Genomic DNA, 21,733 nt, shown 5'->3' with positions numbered 1-21,733 from the left:
TATTCGCCATTCGCGACTCTTACGCCTTGCCGCCGGAGTCCTTGCGCGTCTGCAAGACCTGCTGACGGGCATAGACCTGCATCAGGCCGACCTCGTTCGACAGCGTGACCAGCTTGAAGCCCATGTTGATCGCGCGCGCCGCGCCCTCGGCGCCGCTGCAATGGATGCCCGGGTTCAGCCCGCGCTTGCCGCACTCCTTCACGATCTTCTCGTAGATCTTGAGGATCTCCGGCTCGTCGCGGTCGAGCTTCGGCACGAGACCGTAGGAGAAGCCGAGATCGGACGGTCCGATATACACGCCGTCGATGCCCTCGACGTCGAGGATGGCCTCCATGTTCTCGACCGCCGTCTTCGTCTCCATCATCGGCAGCAGCACGATTTCGTCATTGGCCGTCTTCTGGTACTCGCCGGCGCCACCGTACATGCCGGAGCGGATCGGGCCGTTCGAGCGCACGCCCTTCGGCGGGTACTTCGAGTAGGAGACGAGATTGCGGGCTTCCTGAGGTGTGTTGACCATCGGGCAGATGACGCCATACGCGCCGCCATCGAGCACCTTGCCGATGATGCCGGGCTCATTCCACGGCACGCGCACCATCGGCGTGACCGGATGAGCATGCATCGCCTGGAAACATTGCACCATCGACAGATAGTCCTGCACACCGTGCTGCATGTCCACGGTGACGCTGTCGAAGCCGCACTGCGCCACGACCTCCGCGGAAAACCCCGAGGGGATCGCGAGCCAGGCATTCACCACCGCTTTGCCTTCGGCCCAGAGCTGCTTGACCTTGTTGTTCGCCACGACCGGATTTCCTTCCCTGGTTGTTCAAATCGATTTGACTTGTTCGACGTTTCGGTTGCGCCCGCAGCACGCTGCGGTCAGTGAAGCCCGTGCGGCTTCGGATGGCTTGATTTCGCTGGACGCCACCGCGTCACGATGTGGCGCGCTGGATGCTCGCCTCGCTGACGCCCACCTCGCGTGCCGTATTCACTATCGCCGCCCAGGTGTCATCGGGCAAGGGCACGCCGTTGGCGGTGCGTTCAGCCCGCGTCTTGCGCTCGGTGTCACCGGGCACCAGAACCTGATCGACACCTGCGACGGGCTTGGTCGCGCGGATGAAATCGGTGTAGCGGGTGACCTCGCTGTCGAAGAAATTGGCGGGATCGACCACCTTCGGATCGATGTAGATCGCGAGCATGCCGTTGGCGAAGCGCCGATTGGCCGAGGTCGCGCCGGTACCGGTCAGGGCGCCGCCGAGCAGTTCGCAGATGAACGCAAGGCCCGAGCCCTTGTGCTCGCCGAACGCGCGGATCGCGCCTGTTCCCTTGGTATGATCGCGCGTCCCCTCCGCCTCATAGGGACCATACAGCACGGCCGGATCCTCACTGAGGGTCCCGTCGGAATCGATCAGCGCGCCCTTCGGCAGCTTCTTGCCGCCGCGGCTCGCCACCAGCACCTTGCCTTCGGCGACGACCGAGGTCGCAAAATCGAGCACGATCGGATCCTGCCCGTCACGCGGAATGCCGACGCAGTAAGGGGCGGTCGAGAATCGCTTCTCCACGCCACCGAAGGGGGCGACCAGCAGCGAGCCTGCGGCAGTGACGAAATGGATCGAGACCAGCCCTTCGGCGGCGGCCATTTCGGCCCAGTCGCCGACGCGGCCGAGATGGCCGGAATTGCGCAGCGCCAGCGCGGCCAGGCCGCTTGTCTTGCAGCGCTCGATACCGATCCTCACCGCCTGCGGCGTCACCGTCTGACCGTAGCCGAATTTGCCATCCACCACCACCAGGGACGGCGTGTCGACCACGATCTCAGCCGTCTGGTTCGGCACGATCGATCCCATCTTCTTCCAGCGGATGTAGACGGGGACCCGAATGACACCATGGCTGTCATGCCCGGTCAGGTTCGCGGTGGTCAGGTAGGTGGCGATCCGTCGCGCCTCTTCCGCCGACGAGTCGGCGCGCTCGAAGATGTCGGCGACGAAGTCGATGAGATGAGCAACCTTGATTGTGACCATGTCAACTCGCGGGTTCGATCAGCACGCAGACAGAGTTAGCATGGATTGCCATGCCTGCGACGCACGCCATCTCCGCTCGACTGCATCGCTTCTTATCAAACCGGCTCAGAGCCTGCCAAGTACCAGCCTGACAAGAGCGTCGACGTTTCCCGCTTTATCCGGCTCATATCAGTCCTCAGCGTGCTCATCCGCCGCGAATTCGTCACCCATGCTCTGCTCAAGCTCGCCCAGCATTTTGTGCAATGCGGCAAGCTTGCGCGCGCCGTAGCGCTCAGCGATCGTTGCATAGATCGCCTCAGATGTCGGCGCCACCTGGGCGATCAACTTCAAGCCCTTCGCGGAGATCGACAGAACTCCCCTGCGCATGTCGCGGGAGTCAACCTCGCGCGCGACCAGGCCGCGAGCCTCGAGATCGCGCAGAATGCGTGACAGGCTCGGCCCAAGCAGGAAAGCGACACGCGCCAGCTCGGTCACCTCGATGGCGTCGACCGCTGCCAGCGCGCGCAGAATGCGCCATTGCTGCTCCGTCAGTCCATGCTGGCGCAAGCTTGGCCTGAACTGCCGCATCACGGCCTCGCGTGCGCGCAACAACGCCATCGGCAGCGACTGGGAGAAATCGCGCATCGGGACCTTGCGCGCGCGCTTCGTCGCAGACCTCGCAACCTTGGCCCTGGTCTCGCTCATCTCATCACCCCAGCGAGGCGACGAATCGTCGCCTCGATATTTGCAGTGCAACATATGCCAATTCGGTTTGCCGCCGAAAACTTAACATGTTAATCATCTGCCGCCACCTGTTTTCCGAGAGATCGCTCTCATGCCGCTGACGCCTGACCAGATTCAAAGCTGCGCCCTGCGCCTGAACGAGGCCGAGCAAAGCCGCCGCCAGATCCGCCAGCTGTCCCAGGAATTCCCCGATATCAGCATCGCGGACGCCTATGCGATCCAGCAGGCATGGGTCGCCATCAAAGTGTCTGCCGGGCGTGTCATCAAGGGCCACAAGATCGGGCTGACGTCGAAGGCGATGCAGAGCGCGCTCAACATCGACGAGCCGGATTCGGGCGTGCTGCTCGACGACATGTTCTTTGCCGATGGCGGTCTCGTGCCGTCCGACCGGTTCATCGCGACGCGGATCGAAGCCGAGCTCGCCTTCATCATGAAGAAGCGCCTGGCGGGACCGGACTGCACGCTGTTCGACGTGCTCAACGCGACCGACTTCGTCGTGCCCGCGCTGGAGATCTTGGACACCCGGATCGAACGCGTCGATCCCGAGACCAAGGCCACGCGCAAGATCTTCGACACGATTGCCGACAACGCAGCCAATGCGGGCATCGTGCTCGGTGGCCGTCCGCTGCGCCCCCTCGACACCGATCTGCGCTGGGTTGGCGCGCTCTGCACCAAGAACGGCCAGCTCGAAGAGACCGGCCTCGCTGCGGGCGTCCTGAACAATCCGGCAACGGCCGTGGCCTGGCTCGCCAACAAGATCGCGGCGCAAGGGCTGGCCCTCGAGCCCGGGCAGGTCGTTCTCGCAGGCTCGTTCATCAGGCCGATCGAGGCGCGCAAGGGCGATACCATCCAGGCCGACTATGGTCCCTATGGGACGGTGAGCTGTTATTTCGCCTGAGGTTCTTGGAGCGACCGCACCATGCCGCATTTCAGCATCGAATATTCCGCCAATCTCGACGCGCGTGTCGACATGGCCGCGGTCTGCGAAGTGGTCCGCAAGGCCGCGAGCGAGACCGGGATCTTCCCGATCGGCGGCATCCGCGTCCGCGCCATCCGCTGCGAACACTACGCGATTGCCGATGGCAAGCTCGACTACGGTTTTCTCGCCATGCTGTTGCGACTCGGCGAAGGCCGCGACCTTCCGGCGCGGCAGAAGGCAGGCGAACATGTCTTCAAGGCGCTATCGGCGCATCTCGATCCGGTGTTTGCCAACAGCAAATTCGCGCTGTCCTTCGACATGCAAATCAACGACGCCGCGACCAGCTGGAAGCGCAACAACATCCACGACGCCCTGAAAGCCAAAACGCCCTGAAAGCGGAGGCATCCCATGGATAAGGCCAGCCCCAAAGCCGACATCTACAAGGCCAATCTCGACCGCGCCGCGCCCCTGCTCGCGAAGCTGAAGGACGAAGGCATCGGCCATTTCATCGACGGCAAGGTGGTGCCGGCGATCTCCGGCGCGACGTTCGAGACGAAATCGCCGATCGATAATGCCGTGCTCGCCACTGTCGCGCGCGGCAATGCCGAGGATATCGACCGCGCCGCGACGGCGGCGGCGCTCGCCTTCAAGTCCTGGCGCGACATGGCGCCGGCGATGCGGCGCAAGCTGCTGCACCGGGTCGCCGACGCCATTGAGGACAACGCCGACGACATCGCTGTGCTCGAATGCGTCGATACCGGGCAGGCCTATCGTTTCATGGCCAAGGCCGCGATCCGCGCCGCCGAGAATTTCCGCTTCTTCGCCGACAAATGTACCGAGGCACGCGACGGCCTGAGCACGCCGAGCGAGGAGCATTGGAACATCTCGACCCGGGTGCCGATCGGCCCGGTCGGCGTGATCACGCCGTGGAACACGCCCTTCATGCTGTCGACCTGGAAGATCGCGCCTGCGCTCGCGGCCGGCTGCACGGTTGTGCACAAGCCGGCGGAGTGGTCGCCGATCACCGCGCAGTGGCTGGCGAAGCTCGCCAAGGAGGCCGGCATTCCCGACGGCGTGCTCAACACGGTCCATGGCTTCGGCGAGGAGGCCGGCAAGGCATTGACCGAGCATCCCGCCATCAAGGCGATCGGCTTCGTCGGCGAGAGCTCGACGGGATCTGCGATCATGGCGCAGGGCGCGCCGACCCTGAAGCGCGTGCATTTCGAGCTCGGCGGCAAGAACCCGGTGATCGTGTTCGACGACGCCGATCTCGACCGCGCACTCGATGCCGTCGTGTTCATGATCTACTCGCTGAACGGCGAGCGCTGCACGTCGTCGAGCCGGCTGCTGGTGCAGCAGAGCGTTGCCGAGACCTTCACGGCCAGGCTCGCCGCGCGCGTGCGCGCGCTGAAGGTCGGCCACCCACTCGATCCCGCGACCGAGATCGGGCCGCTGATCCATGAGCGGCATCTCGCCAAGGTCTGCTCCTATGCCGACGTCGCGCGGCAGGACGGCGCGATCATCGCCGTCGGCGGCAAGCGGTTCGATGGTCCAGGCGGCGGCCATTATGTCGAGCCGACGCTGGTGACCGGCGCGAGCCAGACCATGCGCGTGGCGCAAGAGGAAGTATTCGGGCCGTTCCTCACCGTGATCCCGTTCCGCGACGAGGCCGACGCGGTCGCGATCGCCAATGACGTGCAGTATGGCCTCACCGGCTATGTCTGGACGGGTGACATGGGCCGCGCGCTGCGCGTCGCCGACGCGCTGGAGGCCGGCATGATCTGGCTAAACTCCGAGAATGTCCGGCATCTGCCGACCCCCTTCGGCGGCATGAAGGCGTCCGGCATCGGGCGCGACGGCGGCGACTATTCGTTCGACTTCTACATGGAGACCAAGCACGTCTCCTTGGCGCGCGGCACCCACAAGATCCAGCGGCTCGGCGTGTAAGGAGAGATGCCCATGACCTCCCCTCGCCTCGCGACCTACTCTGCCAATTGTTCGGTCCGCTACGGGCTCGTCACTGACAAAGGTCTCGTCGATCTCTCCGCGCGCTTTACGAAGGACTATCCGACCTTGCGCGAAGTCATTGCCGCGGGCGCCGTGCCCCGGCTGATCGAGACCGCCGCCGGCCTGTCGCCGGATCACGGCCTCGATGCGATCACCTGGCTGCCGCCGATCCCCTCGCCGGAGAAGATCATCTGCATCGGCGTCAACTATCCCGACCGCAACGCCGAGTACAAGGACGGCCAGGACGCGCCGAAGTATCCGTCGATGTTCATGCGGACGCCGCGTTCCTTCGTCGGCCATGAGACGCCATTGGTGCGCCCGCGCGCCTCGCCGCAGCTCGACTACGAAGGCGAGCTGGTGCTGGTCATCGGCAAGGCTGGCCGGCACATCCCGGAGGCCCAGGCGCTGGATCACATTGCCGCGCTGACGCTGTGTAACGAAGGCACGATCCGCGACTGGGTGCGACACGCCAAGTTCAACGTCACGCAGGGCAAGAATTTCGACTCCACCGGCAGCCTCGGGCCCTGGATCGTGCCCTACACCAGCGAGAGCCAGATCGCCGATGTCCGGCTGACCACCCGCGTCAACAGCGAACTGCGGCAGGACGATCGCACGTCGCGGCTGATCTTCGGCTTCCGCTACCTCATCAACTACATCTCGACCTTCACGACGCTTCAGCCCGGTGACGTGATCGTGACGGGGACGCCGACCGGCGCCGGTGCGCGGTTCGATCCGCCGCGCTATCTCAAGCCTGGCGATGTCATCGAAATCGAAGTCGAAGGCGTCGGCGCTTTGCGCAACGGCGTCGTCGACGAAAACTGATCAAGACGGAAGTTCAGCATGACCACCATGACCGGCGGCGAAGCCATCGTCAGCGGGCTCGTCGCCCACGGCGTCGACACCGTGTTCGGCCTGCCCGGCGCGCAGGTCTACGGCCTGTTCGACGCCTTTCATCAAGCGCAGCTCAAGGTCGTCGGCGCGCGCCACGAGCAGGCCTGCGGCTACATGGCGTTCGGCTATGCCCGCGCCAGCGGCAAGCCCGGCGTGTTCAGCGTCGTCCCCGGCCCCGGCGTGCTCAATGCCGGTGCGGCGCTGCTGACTGCCTTCGGCTGCAACGAGCCGGTGCTGTGCCTGACCGGCCAGGTGCCGACCGACTATCTCGGCCGCGGCCGTGGCCATCTGCACGAGATGCCCGACCAGCTCGCCACCTTGCGCACCTTCGTGAAATGGGCCGAGCGCATCGAATATCCCGACAGCGCGCCGACGCTCGTGTCGCGCGGCTTCCAGGAGATGCTGTCGGGCCGGCGCGGCCCGGCCGCGCTGGAAATGCCGTGGGACGTCTTCACGCAGAAGGCCGAGACGTCCGCCGCGAAGCCGCTCGCGCCGTTCACGCCGCCGCAGCCCGATCCCGACCGCATCGCCAAGGCGGCCGCGCTGATCGCAGGCGCCAAGGCGCCGATGATCTTCGTCGGCTCCGGCGCGATCGAGGCGCGCGAGGAGATCCTCGAACTGGCCGAGATGATCGACGCCCCGGTCGTCGCGTTCCGCTCGGGACGCGGCATCGTCTCCAACGCGCATGAGCTCGGGCTCACCATGGCCGCGGCCTACAAGCTGTGGCCGACCACCGACCTGATGATCGGCATCGGCACGCGCATGGAGCTACCGACGACCTTCCGCTGGCCGTTCAAGCCGGACGGCTTGAAGTCGATCCGCATCGACATCGATCCCGCCGAGATGCGGCGCCTGATCGTGGATGCCGGCATCGTCGCCGATGCCAAGGCCGGGACGGCGGCGCTGGCGGCTGCTGTGAGCAAGGCCGGCTATCGCAAGACCTCCGGCCGCCGCGCGGCCATTCGCGAAGCGACCGCGGCCACCTTACAGGAGATCCAAAAGGTGCAGCCGCAGATGGCCTATCTGAACGTGCTGCGCGAGATGTTGCCGCATGACGCCATCGTCACCGACGAATTGTCGCAGGTCGGCTTCGCCTCCTGGTACGGCTTCCCGGTCTACCAGCCACGCACCTTCATCACCTCGGGCTATCAGGGCACGCTCGGTGCCGGCTTCCCGACCGCGCTCGGCGCCAAGGTCGCGCATCCCGATAAGCCGGTGGTGGCAATCACCGGCGATGGCGGCTTCATGTTCGCCGTGCAGGAGCTGGCGACCGCCGTGCAGTACAACATCGGCGTCGTCACCCTGGTGTTCAACAACAACTCCTACGGCAATGTCCGGCGCGACCAGCGCGAGCGCTTCGACGGCCGCGTCGTCGCCTCCGATCTCGTCAATCCGGATTTCGTCAAGCTTGCGGAGTCGTTCGGTGTTGCCGCGAGCCGCGTCACCGCGCCGGGGCAGTTCAAGGCGGCGCTGGAGAAGGCGCTCGCTCATGGCGGGCCGTATCTGATCGACGTCGAGGTGCCCCGCGACAGCGAGGTCTCACCCTGGGCCTTCATCCATCCGCCGAAGCTCTGAGGGCGCGTGAGGATCTCACCGCAGGGACGCGTGGCGTCCCTGCCATCCGGCGGCGGCCATCACCAGCAGGCCGGCGCCGGCCACGAACCAGCAGGCGACCGGCGCCCATTGCACCAGCGGCGCATAGTCCGGCAGCTTTTGCAGGCCGCCCGCAACGACCGCGATCCGCGCAAACGTGGCCAGCGCCAGCGCCGAGAACACCAGCCCCGTGACCTTGCCCTCGGCGCCGGTCGTCCCGATCGCCAGCGCCGCCGAGATCGCGCTCATCATTATGCAGCCCCAGGCGGCGCCAGCGATGAACTGCGCCACGAGCAGCACCGTCAGCGCGCCCGCGAGTTCGGCGATCACGATGGCGATCGCGCCGAGCAGGCCCGCGATGCCCATGACGATCAGGCCGCCGCGATGTTTGACCACCACGCTCGCCGGGAACAGCACGAGATTGAAGCCGATCCAGAACACCGGCATCAGCCAGGGCAGATCCTCCGGCTTGGCGAAGCGCAGATAGAACGCCGAGCTGTTGATGCTGAAATGCAGCTGATAGGCGAGCGCCAGGATCACCATCGCGCCGATGAACAGGAGCGGCAGTCCCCGCAGCGGCTTCGGCTCGGCCTTGGCCGCTGCCGGCGCCGCGGCCGGACCGCCGGCCTTCGCGACGCGTGAGAGGCCGAGCGCGGTCAGCAGCAGCACGACGGAGGAAATGATGAACGGCAGCCGGGCGTCATAGTCGCGCATGATCACGCCGAGATAAGGTGACACCGCGCCGGCCACGCCATAGCCGAGCATCACCAGCGCCGTCAGGAACGGCACGGCCGGGCGCGCGGCGTAGCGCCCGAGCAGAGTGAGAGGCGGCGCCCGCAGCACCGACGACGTCAGCGCCCACACCACGATCAGTCCGATGAACACGGCCGGACCGGCGGTCGCCGCCACGAACGGCAGCGCGACGAAAGCGGCGCTGGATACCGCCGTGACGAGACCGATGAAGACGCCGAAGCGGCTGGCGAGCGGCCCGATGCGATCAGCGGCGATGCCCATCGCCGTATCCGACAGCGTGAACACCGCCTGGTCCAGCATCAGGATCAGGATCACGGCTGATGGCGCGATGCCGGCCTGCGCCGCGAGCTTCGGCAGATAGATCACATAGGTGGTCCACAGCAGGCTGAACACCAGCTGCAGCAGCGCGAGGTGAACTCCGAGCCGCGTCGCAGCCGGCGCGCGCTCGTCCGCAAGGTCGACAGTCGTCATGGCCCCTCTCCCGCGCGCAGCATAGAGCGAGGGGCGCGCATTGCAAAATGCGCGAGGTCACAGAGCGGCCGGGATTACCGCGCGCGGCGAAACGTCAGGTTGATGCGCCGGCTGCCGAGCAAGGCGTGCTCGCCGTCGGCAAGCGGCGCGACGCCGTGAAAGGCGAGCCGCGCCGGCCCGCCCCACACGACGACGTCGCCATGAACCAGCCGATGACGCTGCGCCTTGTCGGTGCGCTTCAGGCCGCCGAACAGGAACGTGGCGGGCAGGCCGAGCGACACCGACACGATCGGCGCGCCGACGTCGCGCTCGTCGCGATCCTGGTGCAGCGACATTTTTGCGCCGGGCTCATAGCGGTTGATGAGGCAGGCATCTGGTGCGAAGCCTGGAAAGCCAGCCTCTCTCGCGGCATTCTCGGCAAGCTCACGCAACAGCGGCGACATCGCCGGCCAGGGCTGCCCGCTCTCCGGGTCGACGGCATCATAGCGATAGCCGCTGCGGTCCGTCACCCAGCCGAACGGGCCGCAATTGGTCATCGCCACCGACATCTGATGGCCGCCCGGCGTGATCATGCGGCGGAACGGCGCCTGCGCTGTGATCGCCTCGATCGCGGCAAGCAGCTCGACCTCATCAGGCCGCGCGAAGCCGCGCAGCAGCATCGCGCCGGGCGCGAGCGGCTCGCGCGCCGAAGCCGGCGTATCGAGCCCATCGAACAGATCAGCCGTCATGCGCCTCACTTCGCATCATGAAAGATCACCCCCAGCGTATGCCGCCGGCCGGCGCGCAGCCGGCTGACGCCGTGGCGCATATTGACCCGGTAGCTGCCGCGCGTGCCCTGCACGGGGCGATTGTGGACCGCAAACACCACGGCATCGCCCTGCCGAAGCGGCACCACCTCGGCGCGCGACTGCATGCGCGGCCGCTGCTCCGTCAGCACGAACTCGCCGCCCTCGAAATCGCGCCCAGGCTCGGACAGGAGGATCGCGACCTGCAGCGGAAACACGTGCTCGCCATACAGATCCTGATGCAGGCAATTGTAGTCGCCTTCGTCATATTGAAGCAGCAGCGGCGTCGGCCTGGTCTGGCCGGCGGCATGGCAGCGGGCGAGAAAATCGGCATGCGCGTCGGGGTAACGAACGGCGATGCCCATCGTCGCGTTCCAGCGGTTGGCGATGCCGACCAGTTGCGCATAGAGAAGCGGCCGCAGCCGCGCGATCGGCTCCGGCAACGGATAGCTGAAATATTTGTACTCGCCGCGCCCGAAGCCGTGCCGCGCCATGATCACGCGGTTGCGGAAACGGCTGTCGTCCGGATACCACGATGCCAGCGTGCGGCACGCGTCGGCCGAGAGCAGTTGCGGCAACACGGCGCAGCCGCTGGCGTCGAGGTCGCGTTCAGCCACCGTCCAGTCGATCGCATCGATCCCGGTCGCGACGGCCGGATTGAGGTCGGGCACTGCCTGCTCGAGTCTGGCCATAAACTTGATCCCAGCTGTCATTCCGGGGCGGCGCGCAGCGACGAGCCCGGAATCCATACTCACGATGGTGGTTATGGATTCCGGGCCTGCGCGCAAGGGCGCGCATCCCGGAATGACGAGGATGCGACAGAAGGGCCAGCGTCAGCCACCCGTTTCCTGGACGCTTTGGGTCATCGCGCCGGAACGTCCGGATGAACCGAAACGCTTCGGGCGGAACCAAACCTCTGACGATGCACCGTCCACGCAACCAGCGCTTCCTCATCCTGCTCGGAAAGTCGATCCTGGCCGTGCTCTCGCTCGCGGTCGTGCTGCTGCTCTACGCCGAAGGCTACGCAATATGGTACGCCAAATATCATCTTGGCGTCCCCACTGAGGCCGAGATCGCAGCGCTTCCTGCCACCGGCCATCTTTGTCCGCTCGAAGCGGGATCGCCCTACGTCGCGCTGGCCGACATGCCCCTGCTGCTGCGCCAGGCCGTCATCGCGTCGGCTGGCGCCGACTTTCAGACGCGGCCCAATCTCGTTCTGCCGGCGATGGCGGCAGCCATTGTCAAAGGTGACGGACGGCCCGATACGAGGATCACGTTTGCGGTCACCCGCCATTGCCTGCATGCCTTGGCTCCAGACTGTTGCCGCGGCCTGGATTGGCACATCGGAAGCACGGTCTTCATGGGCCGTCTGGAACGAACCTTGTCGCGCGAGCGTATCCTGGACGCGTACCTGAACGACAGCTATCTCGGCCGCAACGCCTATGGTGTCGCAGCCGCGGCAGCCGCACATTTCGGCAAGCCTCTGGCAGACCTCGATATCGGCGAGGTCGCCCTGCTCATCGCGCGTTTCCAGACGCCAAGGCCCTCCGAACGCGACAGCGAGCGACGCAGTTACATCCTCGACAGAATGCTGTCAGCCGGCCTCATCGACGAGGCACAGGCGACCGCCGCCAAGGCGGCACCACTGTCCTTGATCGCTGCCCCGCCCCGCAATCCCTGATCGCTTGCTGCCGCCTCACCCCCTCACCACGCCCTCGATCCCCGCCGCGATCTCCAGCAGCTTGCGGTCGTGGCCGCCGGACTGCGCCAGCATCAGGCCGACCGGGACCTCGCCGTGGCGATGGGCCGGCAGCGAGATCGCGCAGCCGTCGATCATGTTGATGAAGGTGCAGTTGCGCAAGGCGCGGATGTTCTCACGGGCGAAGGCGGCGTCGTCGGCGAGGTCGGCGATCTTGGGCGGCGCGTTGGCCGTGGTCGGCATCACCAGCGCATCATAGGGCGCGATGCGCGCGGCGGCGCGCGTCACCAGGGAGCGGCGGGCGTTGAGCATCTCGATGTAGTCCGGCACCGTGATCGCCTCGCCGCGCATGATGCGCACGGACACGCGGGGATCATAGACGTCACCCTTGGCCGTCAGCAGGAAGCGGTGCCAGGCATAGCTCTCGGCGGCGGCGAAGCCGCCCTTCATGCCGATGACGCCGACATCGAGAAACTCCGGGAATTCGATGCGCTCGATCAGCGCGCCCTGACGCGACAGCGTTTCCAGCGCGCGCTCGAACGTTGCGGCCACTTCGGCATCGAGCTCATCGAGCACGATGGTCGTCGGCACCGCGAGCCGCAGCCCCTTCACCGGACGCGCAACCAGCGGACGGATCGGCTCGTCGGCCAAGACGGAATCGAGCACCGCGCAACACGCCACCGTGTTGGCGAGCGGGCCAAAGCTGTCGAGCGTGGTCGAGAGCGGCACGCCGCCGTCGAGCGGCACGCGCGACTGCGTCGGCTTGTAGCCGGTGATGCCGTTGAACGCCGCGGGGATGCGGCAGGAGCCGCCGGTGTCGGTGCCGAGCGCGCCATAGGCCATGCGATCGGCGACGGAGACCGCGGCGCCCGACGACGAGCCGCCGGGCACGTGGCCGACCTCGCGCTTCCACGCGCTCTTCGGCGTGCCGTAATGCGGGTTGATGCCGATGCCGGAATAGGCGAACTCGGTCATGTTGGTGCGGCCGATCACGACGAAGCCGGCCTTGCGCAGCCGCGCCACCGCGGGTGCATCGGCATCGGCCGGCGCGGAATCCTCCAGCGCGCGCGAGCCGGCGCGGGTCACCTGGCCCTTGATGTCGAACAGGTCCTTGATCGAGACGGGAATGCCCGCGTAAGGCGACGGCGCCGCATTGGCCTTGCGCAGCGCATCCATGCCGTCGGCGGCCGCGAGCGCGGCGTCCTTGTCGACATGGATGAAGGTGCGCTGCCCTTCTCCGGCCGGATCGGCGATGCGGGCGAGACAGGCCTCGACCAGCTTGCGCGAGGTGGTGCGTCCCGCAGCAAGATCATCGGCGAGCGCGGCGAGGGTCGGATTGGCAGCGGTCATGGCATCCTAACTTGGGTCTAGATTTGGGTCAGCGGCATCAGCCGAAATATCGAGATCGAGCAGCGCGGAACTCAGCGACTTGCCGTGCGCATCCAGCGCCAGCGAGCGCGTCACCCCGCCGCCGAGCGCCCGGCTCATCACGAAGTTCAGCGCCGCGATGTTGGGCAGCTCATAGCGGACCACATCGCCCTGGACAATGCCGGCAAAGTGCGCCCTGACCCGCTCCGCCGTCACCTCTGCGAGCAGCAGCGGATAGTGCTTCGAATCATAGGCGATGACCGAGATGTTCGACATGTCCCCTTTGTCGCCGGTCCTGGAATGGGCGATATCACGCAGCTTCATCTCGCCTCCGATCATGTGACAGCATCAAAGACCAATTTTCATCGGGCGGCAATTGCCTCCGAAAAACACCTCTGCGCCTGCGGGAGAGCCGCATGCGCGGCGCGATGGACCGTTGACGCCCCCTCGCCAAATGGCGCATCAAACCAGCAAAGCAGCGGGCGACGGAGCCCGCCTCACGGGAGGATCACCGGGATGGCCGAGCCGATGCGCGCACGCCCCAAGCCGACGCCGGAGACCCAGCATTTCTGGGACGGCACACGCGCCGGCGAATTGCGGCTGCAACGCTGCGACGCCTGCGATCACGTCTACTTTCCGCCGCGGCCGTTCTGCCCGTCCTGCGCCAGCCGCAAGGTCAGTATCTTCAAGGCCTCTGGCAAAGGCACGCTCTACAGCTACGTCATCAACCATCGCCCGGCCGCGCCCGGCTTCACGCCGCCCTACGCGATCGCCGTCGTCGCGCTGGAGGAAGGTCCGCGGATGATGAGCAACATCACCGGCTGCCCGCAGACGCCGGAGGCGCTGGAGCTCGACATGCCGCTCGAAGTCACCTTCGAGCCGCTCGACGACCAGATCACTTTACCCCTGTTCCGACCGGCGAAAGGATAACGCCATGCGTCGTAACCAGGTTGCTGTTGTCGGTGCGGCCGAGACCACCGAGCTCGGCGTCATCCCGAACATGTCGCAGATCCAGCTGCATGCGGATGCGGCGCTGAACGCGATCGCCGATGCCGGACTGAAGCTGTCGGACATCGACGGCTTCGCCACCGCCGTCGAGACGCCGCAGCAGATGTGCCACTATCTCGGCATCACCCCGACCTGGGTCGACGGCACCTCGGTCGGCGGCTGCTCCTTCATGCTGCACGTCCGTCACGCCGCGGCGGCGATCGAGGCCGGGCTGTGCAAGACCGTGCTGATCACCCATGCCGAAAGCGGCAAGTCGATGATCGGCAAGCTGCCGCGCTCGATTCCCGCCGACAGTTTGCAAGGCCAGTTCGAGGCGCCGTTCGGCGTCTACGGTCCGCCCAGCATGTTTCCGATCCCCGTGCTGCGCTACATGAAGACCTACGGCATCACCCATGAGCAGCTCGCGATGGTGGCCGTCGTGCAGCGCGAGTGGGCGGCGAAGAATCCGCGCGCCATGATGAAGGACCCGATCACGGTCGAGGACGTGCTGAACTCTCGCATGATCGCCTATCCGTTCCGCCTCTTGCAATGCTGCCTCGTCACCGACGGCGGCGGCGCGCTGATCCTGACCTCGGCCGATCGCGCCCGCGATTTTCCCCGCAAGCCCGTGTACATTCTCGGCACCGGCGAGAGCGTGGAGACGCCGATGGTCAGCCAGATGGAGACCTTTACCTCGTCGCGCGCCTTTAAGGTCGCGGGCCCCCTCGCCTTCAAGGAAGCCGGCATCGATCATGCCGATGTCGATCACCTCATGATCTACGACGCGTTCGCGCATCTGCCGCTGTTCGGCCTTGGCGATCTCGGCTTCATGCCGCACGAGGAGACCGGCCCGTTCATCGCCGCCGGCCACACGCGGCCCGGCGGCAAGCTGCCGCTCAACACCAATGGCGGCGGCCTGTCCTACATGCATTCGGGCATGTACGGCATGTACGCGCTGCAGGAGAGCGTCCGCCAGATGCGCGGCATCGCGCCGGCGCAGGTGCCGAATGCCAAGATTTCCGTGTGCCACGGCGTCGGCGGCATGTTCGCCGCATCCGGCACGATCATCTTCACCAACGAGAGGTCGTGACAGCCGTCATTCCGAAGCACTCTCCCTCTTGCCGTCCCTCCTCCATGGCGATCGCATGTGATGGTGCAGATTTGAGGCGGGCTTTCTCCACGCCGTCATGGCCGGGCTTGTCCCGGCCATCCACGTCGATCGGCGTACTCGGACGGACGTGGATGCCCGGGACAAGCCCGGGCATGACGACGTAGAGACAGCGTCGCGAACCACTCAGATCCTCATATGCGGTCACCCGCGGCCAACGGACGAACCAGATTCTCACATCAAGCCAAGGAGCCCACCATGACCAGATCACTCCAGGATAAAGTCGTCATCGTCACCGGCGCCGGCCGCGGCATCGGGCGCGAGATCGCGCTGCTGTGCGCAGCCGAAGGCGCCAAGGTCGTGGTCAACGATCCCGGCGTGGCCTCGGACGGCTCGGGCACGAGCGCCGCGCCCGCGGAGGAAGTGGTCGAGGAAATCCGCAAGGCCGGCGGCACGGCGGTCGCGAATTTCGAGAGCGTGTCCGAGGCGATCCCCGCCAGCAAGATCGTGAAGGCCGCCACCGATCACTTCGGCAGGCTCGACGGTGTCGTCAACAATGCCGGCATCCTGCGCGACATGATCTTCCACAAGATGAGCATCGAGGCCTTCGAGGCGGTCATCAAGGTGCATCTGATGGGCTCGTTCTACGTGTCGCACTCCGCGGCGCGGCTGTTCCGCGAGCAGGAGAGCGGCTCCTTCGTGCACTTCACCTCGACCTCAGGCCTGATCGGCAATTATGGTCAGGCCAACTACGCCGCCGCCAAGCTCGGCATCGTCGGCCTGTCGAAGTCGATCGCACTCGACATGGGCCGCTTCAACGTCCGCTCCAACTGCGTCTCTCCGTTCGCCTGGAGCCGCATGATCGGCACCATTCCGGCGGAGACCGAGGCCGAGAAGGAGCGCGTCGAACGGATGAAGCGGATGGGGCCGGAGAAGATCGCGCCGGTCGTCGCCTATCTGCTGGGCGATGCCTCGAAGGACGTCACCGGCCAGATCTTTGCCGTGCGCATGAACGAGATCTTCCTGATGGGTCAGTCGCGTCCGCTGCGCTCGGTGCATCGCGGCGAAGGCTGGACGCCGCAGACCATCGCCGAGCACGGCATGCCCGCGCTGAAGCCGTCGTTCTACAAGCTCGATCGTTCGGCGGATATCTTCGGCTGGGATCCGATCTGAGATTTGCAGCGCGCAAAATAGTCTTCGCAGCGCAAACACTCTCAAGTTGTTTTTTATCCGAACAACCCGCGGAAAGCCACGATTCCGTCGTATGGTCGCCTCCCAACAAAAAACGTTTGGAGGAAACCATGACGAATTCACGACACGATCTCATCAAGGACGTGCCGGCCGAAGCTGATCGCTTCGACCGGCGCACGCTCCTCAAGGGTGTCGCCGGCTTTGCCGCCGCCGCTGCGGCCGTCTCGCCCGCCGTGGCGCGTGACTACGGACCGGGCGCGCAGCCGCAGCGCTATCCCGATCCCGACATCGTCGTGATCGACGAGAAGCGCTTCAAGGCCAAGGTCGGCAACACCGTCATCAAGCGCCTGTTCACCGGCTGCCTGTGGGCGGAAGGACCGGCGTGGAACACGCAGGGCCAGTATCTCGTCTGGAGCGACATCCCCAACAATCGGCAGCTCCGCTATCTCGACGATGACGGCCACATCTCGCAGCAGTTCCGCAAGCCCTCCAACGAGTCGAACGGCAACACATTCGACTACGAGGGACGGCAGATCACCGCGGAGCGCACCCGCCTCGTCCGCTTCGAGCACAATGGCACGGTGACGGTGCTCGCCGAGAAGGCCAACGACAAGCCGCTTAACGGCCCGAACGACATGGTCGTCAATCCCGCCGACAAGTCGATCTGGTTCACCGATCCCGGCTACGGCGCGATCAACCTCTACGAAGGCCAGAACGTCCGCAACGGCTCCAACCAGCCGTTCCAGAAGGAGGCAGTCTATCGCGTCGACGCGCAGTCCGGCGCGGTGACGAAAGTGGCCGACGAACCGTTCAAGCCGAACGGCATCGCCTTCAGCCACGACTACAAGAAGCTCTATGTCTGCGATACCGGCATCACGCACTATCCGAATGCCAAGAACGTGGTCTGGCAATACGACATCAACGGCGACAAGCTGTCCAACCCCAAGGCATTCATCGACATGACGCTCGACGGCAAGTCCGGCTTCCCGGACGGCCTGCGCGTCGACATCGACGGCAACCTCTGGGTCGGCGCCGGCTGGGTCGGCGAAGGCTATGACGGCGTCCACATCTTCGCGCCCGATGGCCAGCGCATCGGCCAGATCAAGCTGCCCGAGATCTGCGCCAACGTCTGCTTCGGCGGCAAGAAGCGCAACCGCCTGTTCATGACGGCGAGCCAGTCGCTGTATGCGGTGTATGTGGAGACGCAGGGCGCGCATATCTGTTAGGTCGGGCTGCTGCCCCCGGCGCGCGCTGCTCGTACGCCTCACGTCAGCGCGCGCCCGACATGATCATCTGCCGCCTCTCTCCACGAGCACGCCGGCTTCGAAGTTGGTTCAATGAACACGCCTCTCGGCGTGTTCATTGGTCGGTATGCAGGACCCCTTGGATACCAGATCCTCATGGTGAGGAGCGCCGTGCCCCGATCGTGCCATCAGAGACGGTCTGCATGGCGGCGCGTCTCGAACCATGAGGCCCAGACCGGGCCTCGCCCTTCGAGACGCGCGCCAAGTGGCGCGCTCCTCAGGGTGAGGGGTGAAAGTGTGCTGTAACGTGGGACGCGCTTCATGGCGACCGAGCTCTGGTCTTGGCAACAGCTTCATGGGCCCCGCACCAACTTCTACTAAAAATAATCATCTTGCTTTTTTTCGGAATTCATGCTTTTCTCCCCCCATCCTGCCTCAAGCAAGGGGCGTAGCGCGCGATCGTCACGACACGCGAGGCGGGGATGCGATGGCCGCATGGAGCCGCAGCGTGTCTTCACGGATGCGCGGACGAACGGCGCTGTTGCGGACGTGAAATCGCGTGGTCCTGGCGCCCCGAAGCAGGCGTCAAGTTCGTGTCGATGCCCAGCATCGCACGGGCGACGGTGTCTACGAGCCGGCACACCGAGGAGATCGCGTATAAGCGTGAAGACATCGCGCGGGGAATGCCGGATGCTCGGCTGAACCTGTGGTGACTGCCGCCTGCTTATTTTTCTGCAGGCGGGCCATGGGTGAGGCCTTCACCCGGCATTCCCCGCGCCCTTGCATGTTTGCGAGGGGCGACCTGATCGCAACAGCTCGTGCGCGACGCGCAGCGGGAACGAGATCGTATGTCTTATTTGCTATTTGAGCCGTGAATTCGCCAGCCCCACCGTCGTCGTCCCGGGCAAGCCGCGATGCGCGAAGCGCATCGTGGCGCCGACCCGGGACCCATACGCCGCAGCAGACGTGATGTGCGAGATGCCAACCACACGCCTGCCCCGAACTCCTCCCTGGGGGTATGGGTCCCGGCGCCGCGTGCGCAATTGCGCACTAGGCCGGGACGACAGCGAGGCCGCGGCTGCGATCGGGGCCTACCCCGTATTCCTCAACCCCGCCGAGATGCCGTTGATGGTCAGCTGGATCCCGCGCAACACCTGCTCGTCGGGATTCTGCGCGCGGTGTGCCTTCAACAACTCGACCTGAACATGGTTGAGCGGATCGAGATACGGAAACCGGTTGCGCACCGAGCGCTCCAGCAGCGGGTTGCCCTGCAAGAGGCGCTCCTGACCGGTGATGTCGAGCAGCGTCTCGATCACCAGATTCCATTCGCGGCGGATGCGGCCGAAGATCTTTTCGCGCAAGCCCTCGTCGGGCACCAGCTCGGCATAGCGCGAGGCGATCGCGATCGAGCTCTTGGCGAGCACCATGTCCATGTTCGACAACAGCATGCGGAAGAACGGCCATTCGCGATTGAGCTCGCGCAGGAACGGCATGCCCTGCTCCGGATTCTCCGCGATCCAGGTCTCGACCGCGCTGCCGAAGCCGTACCAGCCCGGCAGCATCAGACGGCACTGCGCCCAGGAGAACACCCAGGGGATGGCGCGCAGATCCTCGATCGCGCGGGTCTTCTTGCGCGACGCCGGACGGCTGCCGATGTTGAGCGTCGCGATCTCGTTGATCACGGTCGAGGCCCAGAAATAGTCGACGAAGCCGTCGGTCTCGTAGACCAGGCCGCGATAGGCCTTGAAGGCGAGTTCGGAGAGCCGGTCCATCGCGGTGAGATATTCGGGCTTCGGCGCCGGCTGCCGCGGATGCAGCAGGCTGGCTTCCAACGTCGCCGCGGCAAGGATCTCCAGATTGTATCGCCCGACCTCGGCATTGGAGTACTTGCTGGAGATGATCTCGCCCTGCTCCGTGATCCGGATCTGGCCGTTCACCGCGCCGCCGGGCTGCGCGATGATCGCGTCATAGCTCGGGCCGCCGCCGCGGCCGACCGAGCCGCCGCGACCATGGAACAGCCGGAGCCGGATGCCGTGGCGCTCGAAGATCTCGACCAGGCCGATCTCGGCCTTGTAGAGCTCCCAGCCCGAGGTGACGAAACCGCCGTCCTTGTTGCTGTCGGAATAGCCGAGCATCACCTCCTGCACGGCGCCGCGGCTGTCGACCAGCCGGCGGTAATCGTGCAGCGCCAGCATGCGGTCCATGATGCCGCTGGACGCCTGCAGATCCTCGATGGTCTCGAACAGCGGCACGATGTTGACGCCGCAGCGGCCGGAAGGGTCGATCAGGCCGACCTCCTTCAACAGCAGCGCGACCTCGAGCATGTCCGACATGCCCTTGCACATCGAGATGATGCACTGGGAGATGACGTCGGCGCCGAACGTGGCATGCGCCTCGGCCGCGGCGCGGAACAGATCGAGCTCGCCGATGGTCTCGTCGCTGTACTTGACGAATTGCGACACCAGCGGGCGCGCGTTACGCAGCTCGCTGACCAGCAGGCTGACACGCGCATCCTCGCTCAGCGCCAAATACGACATGCCGGGCATCGCGGTATCGATCAGCTCGGCCACCGTGCGCTCGTGCACCGCCGAGTTCTGGCGGATGTCGAGCCGCGCCAGATGGAAGCCGAAACAGTCGACCGCCCGCCGCAGCATCCGCAGCCGGCCGCGCGCGATCACCTCGGCATTGTTGGCGATCAGCGAGCGATGCAGCACGTCGAGATCGTCCTGCAACTGCTTGACGCTGTCATAGGGCGCCACCGCCGCCACCGGCAGGCGGCTGATCTGGATGCCGAGCTTCTTCGCGGTGGCCGCCAGCCGCGCGTAGATGCCGGACACGGCCAGCCGATACGGCTCGCCACTGCGATGCGGCGAGGTATCGGGCGAGCGCTCGGCGAGCACACGCAGCTCCTCGGAGACATCGGCGAGATGGGCCGCCATCGACAGCTCGCTGCCGAGCAGATGCAGCTCTTCGAGATAATAGTGCAGCGCCAGGCTGGATTGCAGCTTGAGCGTGCCGCGCATCACCTCGGCGGTGACGAACGGATTGCCGTCGCGGTCGCCGCCGATCCAGCTGCCCATGCGCAGGAAGGACGCGAGGTCGCCGGCGACCTCGGCGCCGTCGTTCAGCCGATCCTCCAAGGTGCACAGCAGCCGCGGCACCTCGCGCAGGAAGGTGTAGTCGTAGAACGACAGCCCGTTGGTGACCTCGTCGAGCACGGTCAGCTTGGTCCGGCGCAAGAGGTTGGTCTGCCACAGGGTCAGCACCGCGCGGCGCAGCGCCTCGTCATTAGCCTCGCGCTCGTCCGGGGTCAGCTGCATCCGCTCGCGGCGGTCGAGCAGCATCGCCACCTCCATCTCGCGGTCCATCGTGCTCTTGCGCCGCACCTCGGTCGGGTGCGCGGTGAGCACGGGGCTGACGAGCGCGGTCGAGAAGAACTTGCGCAGCTCGGCGGCCTCGAACCCGGCCGACTTGGCATGCGCCAGCGTCGCGGCCAGCATCCCGGCGCCGCCATTGCCATCACTCTTGGCGCGCATGCGGCGGATGTTGTTCTGGTCCTCGGCAATGTTGGCGAGGTGGGAGAAATAGCTGAAGGCGCGGACGATGCGGACGGTCTCCGCCGTGGTCATGCCGTCGAGGATCTGCTCCAGTTCGCGCCGCGCCTGGCGGTCCTCGTCGCGATGGAAGCGCACCGAGGTCTGGCGTATCAGTTCGACGAGGTCGAACACATCGGCGCCCTCCTGGTCGCGGACGGTGTCGCCGAGGATGCGGCCGAGCAGGCGGATATCGTCGCGGAGCCGCGCGTCCTCCTCCATGGCCTGCGCCTCGGCGGCGCGGTTGGGACGGATTTCCTCGGATGGCATGGTTTGCGGCGACATGGATGCGCTCTCCAGCAGCTGCCCATTTACGGGTCAGTCTGCCGTATCCGTACCGCAGCGCAAGATCAAGAAAGAGGCGTCACCTGCCTTATTGGATGCGG

The 21,733-nt window shown here is 65.8% G+C and carries 19 protein-coding genes; 10 read left to right on the top strand and 9 right to left on the bottom strand.

All coding sequences use genetic code 11. The annotated features are described in order from the left end of the window. Positions 1-19: 19 nt before the first annotated feature. The 3 genes from ACQR1L_RS12965 to hpaR form a co-directional block, all read right to left on the bottom strand. Positions 20-799 carry an HpcH/HpaI aldolase family protein gene (locus ACQR1L_RS12965; RefSeq protein ID WP_434858354.1) on the bottom strand — a complete coding sequence of 260 codons (780 nt, stop codon included), beginning with the start codon at positions 797-799 and terminating at the stop codon, positions 20-22. A 130-nt stretch (positions 800-929) separates the two neighbouring features. After that, positions 930-2,015 (bottom strand): malate/lactate/ureidoglycolate dehydrogenase, encoded by a 1,086-nt coding sequence (locus ACQR1L_RS12960; RefSeq protein ID WP_434858353.1) that lies wholly within the window; start codon positions 2,013-2,015, stop codon positions 930-932. Between the two features lie 168 nt (positions 2,016-2,183). Further along, on the bottom strand, positions 2,184-2,699 hold the full coding sequence (hpaR, locus tag ACQR1L_RS12955) for a homoprotocatechuate degradation operon regulator HpaR (protein WP_434858352.1): 516 nt from the start codon (positions 2,697-2,699) through the stop codon (positions 2,184-2,186). Between the two features lie 130 nt (positions 2,700-2,829). Between hpaR and hpaH the strand changes: the two genes are divergently transcribed. From hpaH to ACQR1L_RS12930, 5 genes are read left to right on the top strand one after another with little or no spacing between them, the layout of a single operon-like run. Continuing rightward, the gene (gene hpaH, locus ACQR1L_RS12950) at positions 2,830-3,636 is read left to right on the top strand and encodes a 2-oxo-hept-4-ene-1,7-dioate hydratase (protein WP_434858351.1); all 807 of its coding nucleotides are present in this window, start codon (positions 2,830-2,832) and stop codon (positions 3,634-3,636) included. Positions 3,637-3,657: 21 nt separating this feature from the next. After that, positions 3,658-4,050: a 5-carboxymethyl-2-hydroxymuconate Delta-isomerase gene (locus ACQR1L_RS12945; protein ID WP_434858350.1), complete on the top strand. Its 393-nt coding sequence runs from the start codon at positions 3,658-3,660 to the stop codon at positions 4,048-4,050. 15 nt (positions 4,051-4,065) lie between these two features. Then, the gene (hpaE, locus tag ACQR1L_RS12940; protein ID WP_434858349.1) at positions 4,066-5,604 is read left to right on the top strand and encodes a 5-carboxymethyl-2-hydroxymuconate semialdehyde dehydrogenase; all 1,539 of its coding nucleotides are present in this window, start codon (positions 4,066-4,068) and stop codon (positions 5,602-5,604) included. Positions 5,605-5,616: 12 nt separating this feature from the next. Then, a complete protein-coding gene (locus ACQR1L_RS12935; protein ID WP_434858348.1) occupies positions 5,617-6,486 on the top strand; it encodes a fumarylacetoacetate hydrolase family protein in 870 nt (289 codons plus the stop codon). Between the two features lie 18 nt (positions 6,487-6,504). Then, positions 6,505-8,130: a thiamine pyrophosphate-dependent enzyme gene (locus ACQR1L_RS12930; RefSeq protein ID WP_434858347.1), complete on the top strand. Its 1,626-nt coding sequence runs from the start codon at positions 6,505-6,507 to the stop codon at positions 8,128-8,130. Positions 8,131-8,145: 15 nt separating this feature from the next. Here the strand turns inward: ACQR1L_RS12930 and ACQR1L_RS12925 are convergent, their stop codons facing one another. The 3 genes from ACQR1L_RS12925 to ACQR1L_RS12915 form a co-directional block, all read right to left on the bottom strand. After that, positions 8,146-9,372 (bottom strand): MFS transporter, encoded by a 1,227-nt coding sequence (locus ACQR1L_RS12925; protein ID WP_434858346.1) that lies wholly within the window; start codon positions 9,370-9,372, stop codon positions 8,146-8,148. Between the two features lie 74 nt (positions 9,373-9,446). Further along, positions 9,447-10,100, bottom strand: coding sequence for a DNA oxidative demethylase AlkB (alkB, locus tag ACQR1L_RS12920; RefSeq protein ID WP_434858345.1), 654 nt, complete (start codon positions 10,098-10,100; stop codon positions 9,447-9,449). Positions 10,101-10,105: 5 nt separating this feature from the next. Further along, positions 10,106-10,849, bottom strand: a complete 744-nt coding sequence (locus tag ACQR1L_RS12915; RefSeq protein ID WP_434858344.1) for a 2OG-Fe(II) oxygenase — start codon at positions 10,847-10,849, stop codon at positions 10,106-10,108. Between the two features lie 287 nt (positions 10,850-11,136). Here ACQR1L_RS12915 and ACQR1L_RS12910 point away from each other — a divergent pair, with 287 nt between their 5' ends. Beyond that, positions 11,137-11,838, top strand: coding sequence for a transglycosylase domain-containing protein (locus tag ACQR1L_RS12910; protein WP_434858343.1), 702 nt, complete (start codon positions 11,137-11,139; stop codon positions 11,836-11,838). Positions 11,839-11,853: 15 nt separating this feature from the next. Here ACQR1L_RS12910 and ACQR1L_RS12905 read toward each other — a convergent pair whose 3' ends face one another. Both ACQR1L_RS12905 and ACQR1L_RS12900 read right to left on the bottom strand, forming a co-directional pair. After that, positions 11,854-13,206 (bottom strand): amidase, encoded by a 1,353-nt coding sequence (locus ACQR1L_RS12905; RefSeq protein WP_434858342.1) that lies wholly within the window; start codon positions 13,204-13,206, stop codon positions 11,854-11,856. A gap of 6 nt (positions 13,207-13,212) precedes the next feature. After that, positions 13,213-13,548 (bottom strand): AtuA-related protein, encoded by a 336-nt coding sequence (locus ACQR1L_RS12900; protein WP_434858341.1) that lies wholly within the window; start codon positions 13,546-13,548, stop codon positions 13,213-13,215. A gap of 192 nt (positions 13,549-13,740) precedes the next feature. Here ACQR1L_RS12900 and ACQR1L_RS12895 point away from each other — a divergent pair, with 192 nt between their 5' ends. From ACQR1L_RS12895 to ACQR1L_RS12880, 4 genes are all read left to right on the top strand, one after another. Then, positions 13,741-14,154: a Zn-ribbon domain-containing OB-fold protein gene (locus ACQR1L_RS12895; RefSeq protein ID WP_434858340.1), complete on the top strand. Its 414-nt coding sequence runs from the start codon at positions 13,741-13,743 to the stop codon at positions 14,152-14,154. 4 nt (positions 14,155-14,158) lie between these two features. Beyond that, positions 14,159-15,301 carry a thiolase C-terminal domain-containing protein gene (locus ACQR1L_RS12890; RefSeq protein ID WP_434858339.1) on the top strand — a complete coding sequence of 381 codons (1,143 nt, stop codon included), beginning with the start codon at positions 14,159-14,161 and terminating at the stop codon, positions 15,299-15,301. A gap of 276 nt (positions 15,302-15,577) precedes the next feature. Further along, entirely contained in the window at positions 15,578-16,492 is a 915-nt protein-coding gene (locus ACQR1L_RS12885) for an SDR family oxidoreductase (protein WP_434858338.1), read from the top strand. A gap of 128 nt (positions 16,493-16,620) precedes the next feature. Next, positions 16,621-17,736, top strand: a complete 1,116-nt coding sequence (locus ACQR1L_RS12880; RefSeq protein WP_434858337.1) for an SMP-30/gluconolactonase/LRE family protein — start codon at positions 16,621-16,623, stop codon at positions 17,734-17,736. A gap of 1,109 nt (positions 17,737-18,845) precedes the next feature. Here the strand turns inward: ACQR1L_RS12880 and ppc are convergent. Further along, positions 18,846-21,632: a phosphoenolpyruvate carboxylase gene (gene ppc / locus ACQR1L_RS12875; protein ID WP_434858336.1), complete on the bottom strand. Its 2,787-nt coding sequence runs from the start codon at positions 21,630-21,632 to the stop codon at positions 18,846-18,848. Positions 21,633-21,733 lie beyond the last annotated feature (101 nt).

Origin of the sequence: Bradyrhizobium sp. HKCCYLR20261 (assembly GCF_051168435.1) — a bacterium.
In the GTDB taxonomy this organism is placed as follows: Bacteria; Pseudomonadota; Alphaproteobacteria; order Rhizobiales; family Xanthobacteraceae; genus Bradyrhizobium.
This window is presented reverse-complemented; position numbering and strand designations above follow the sequence as displayed.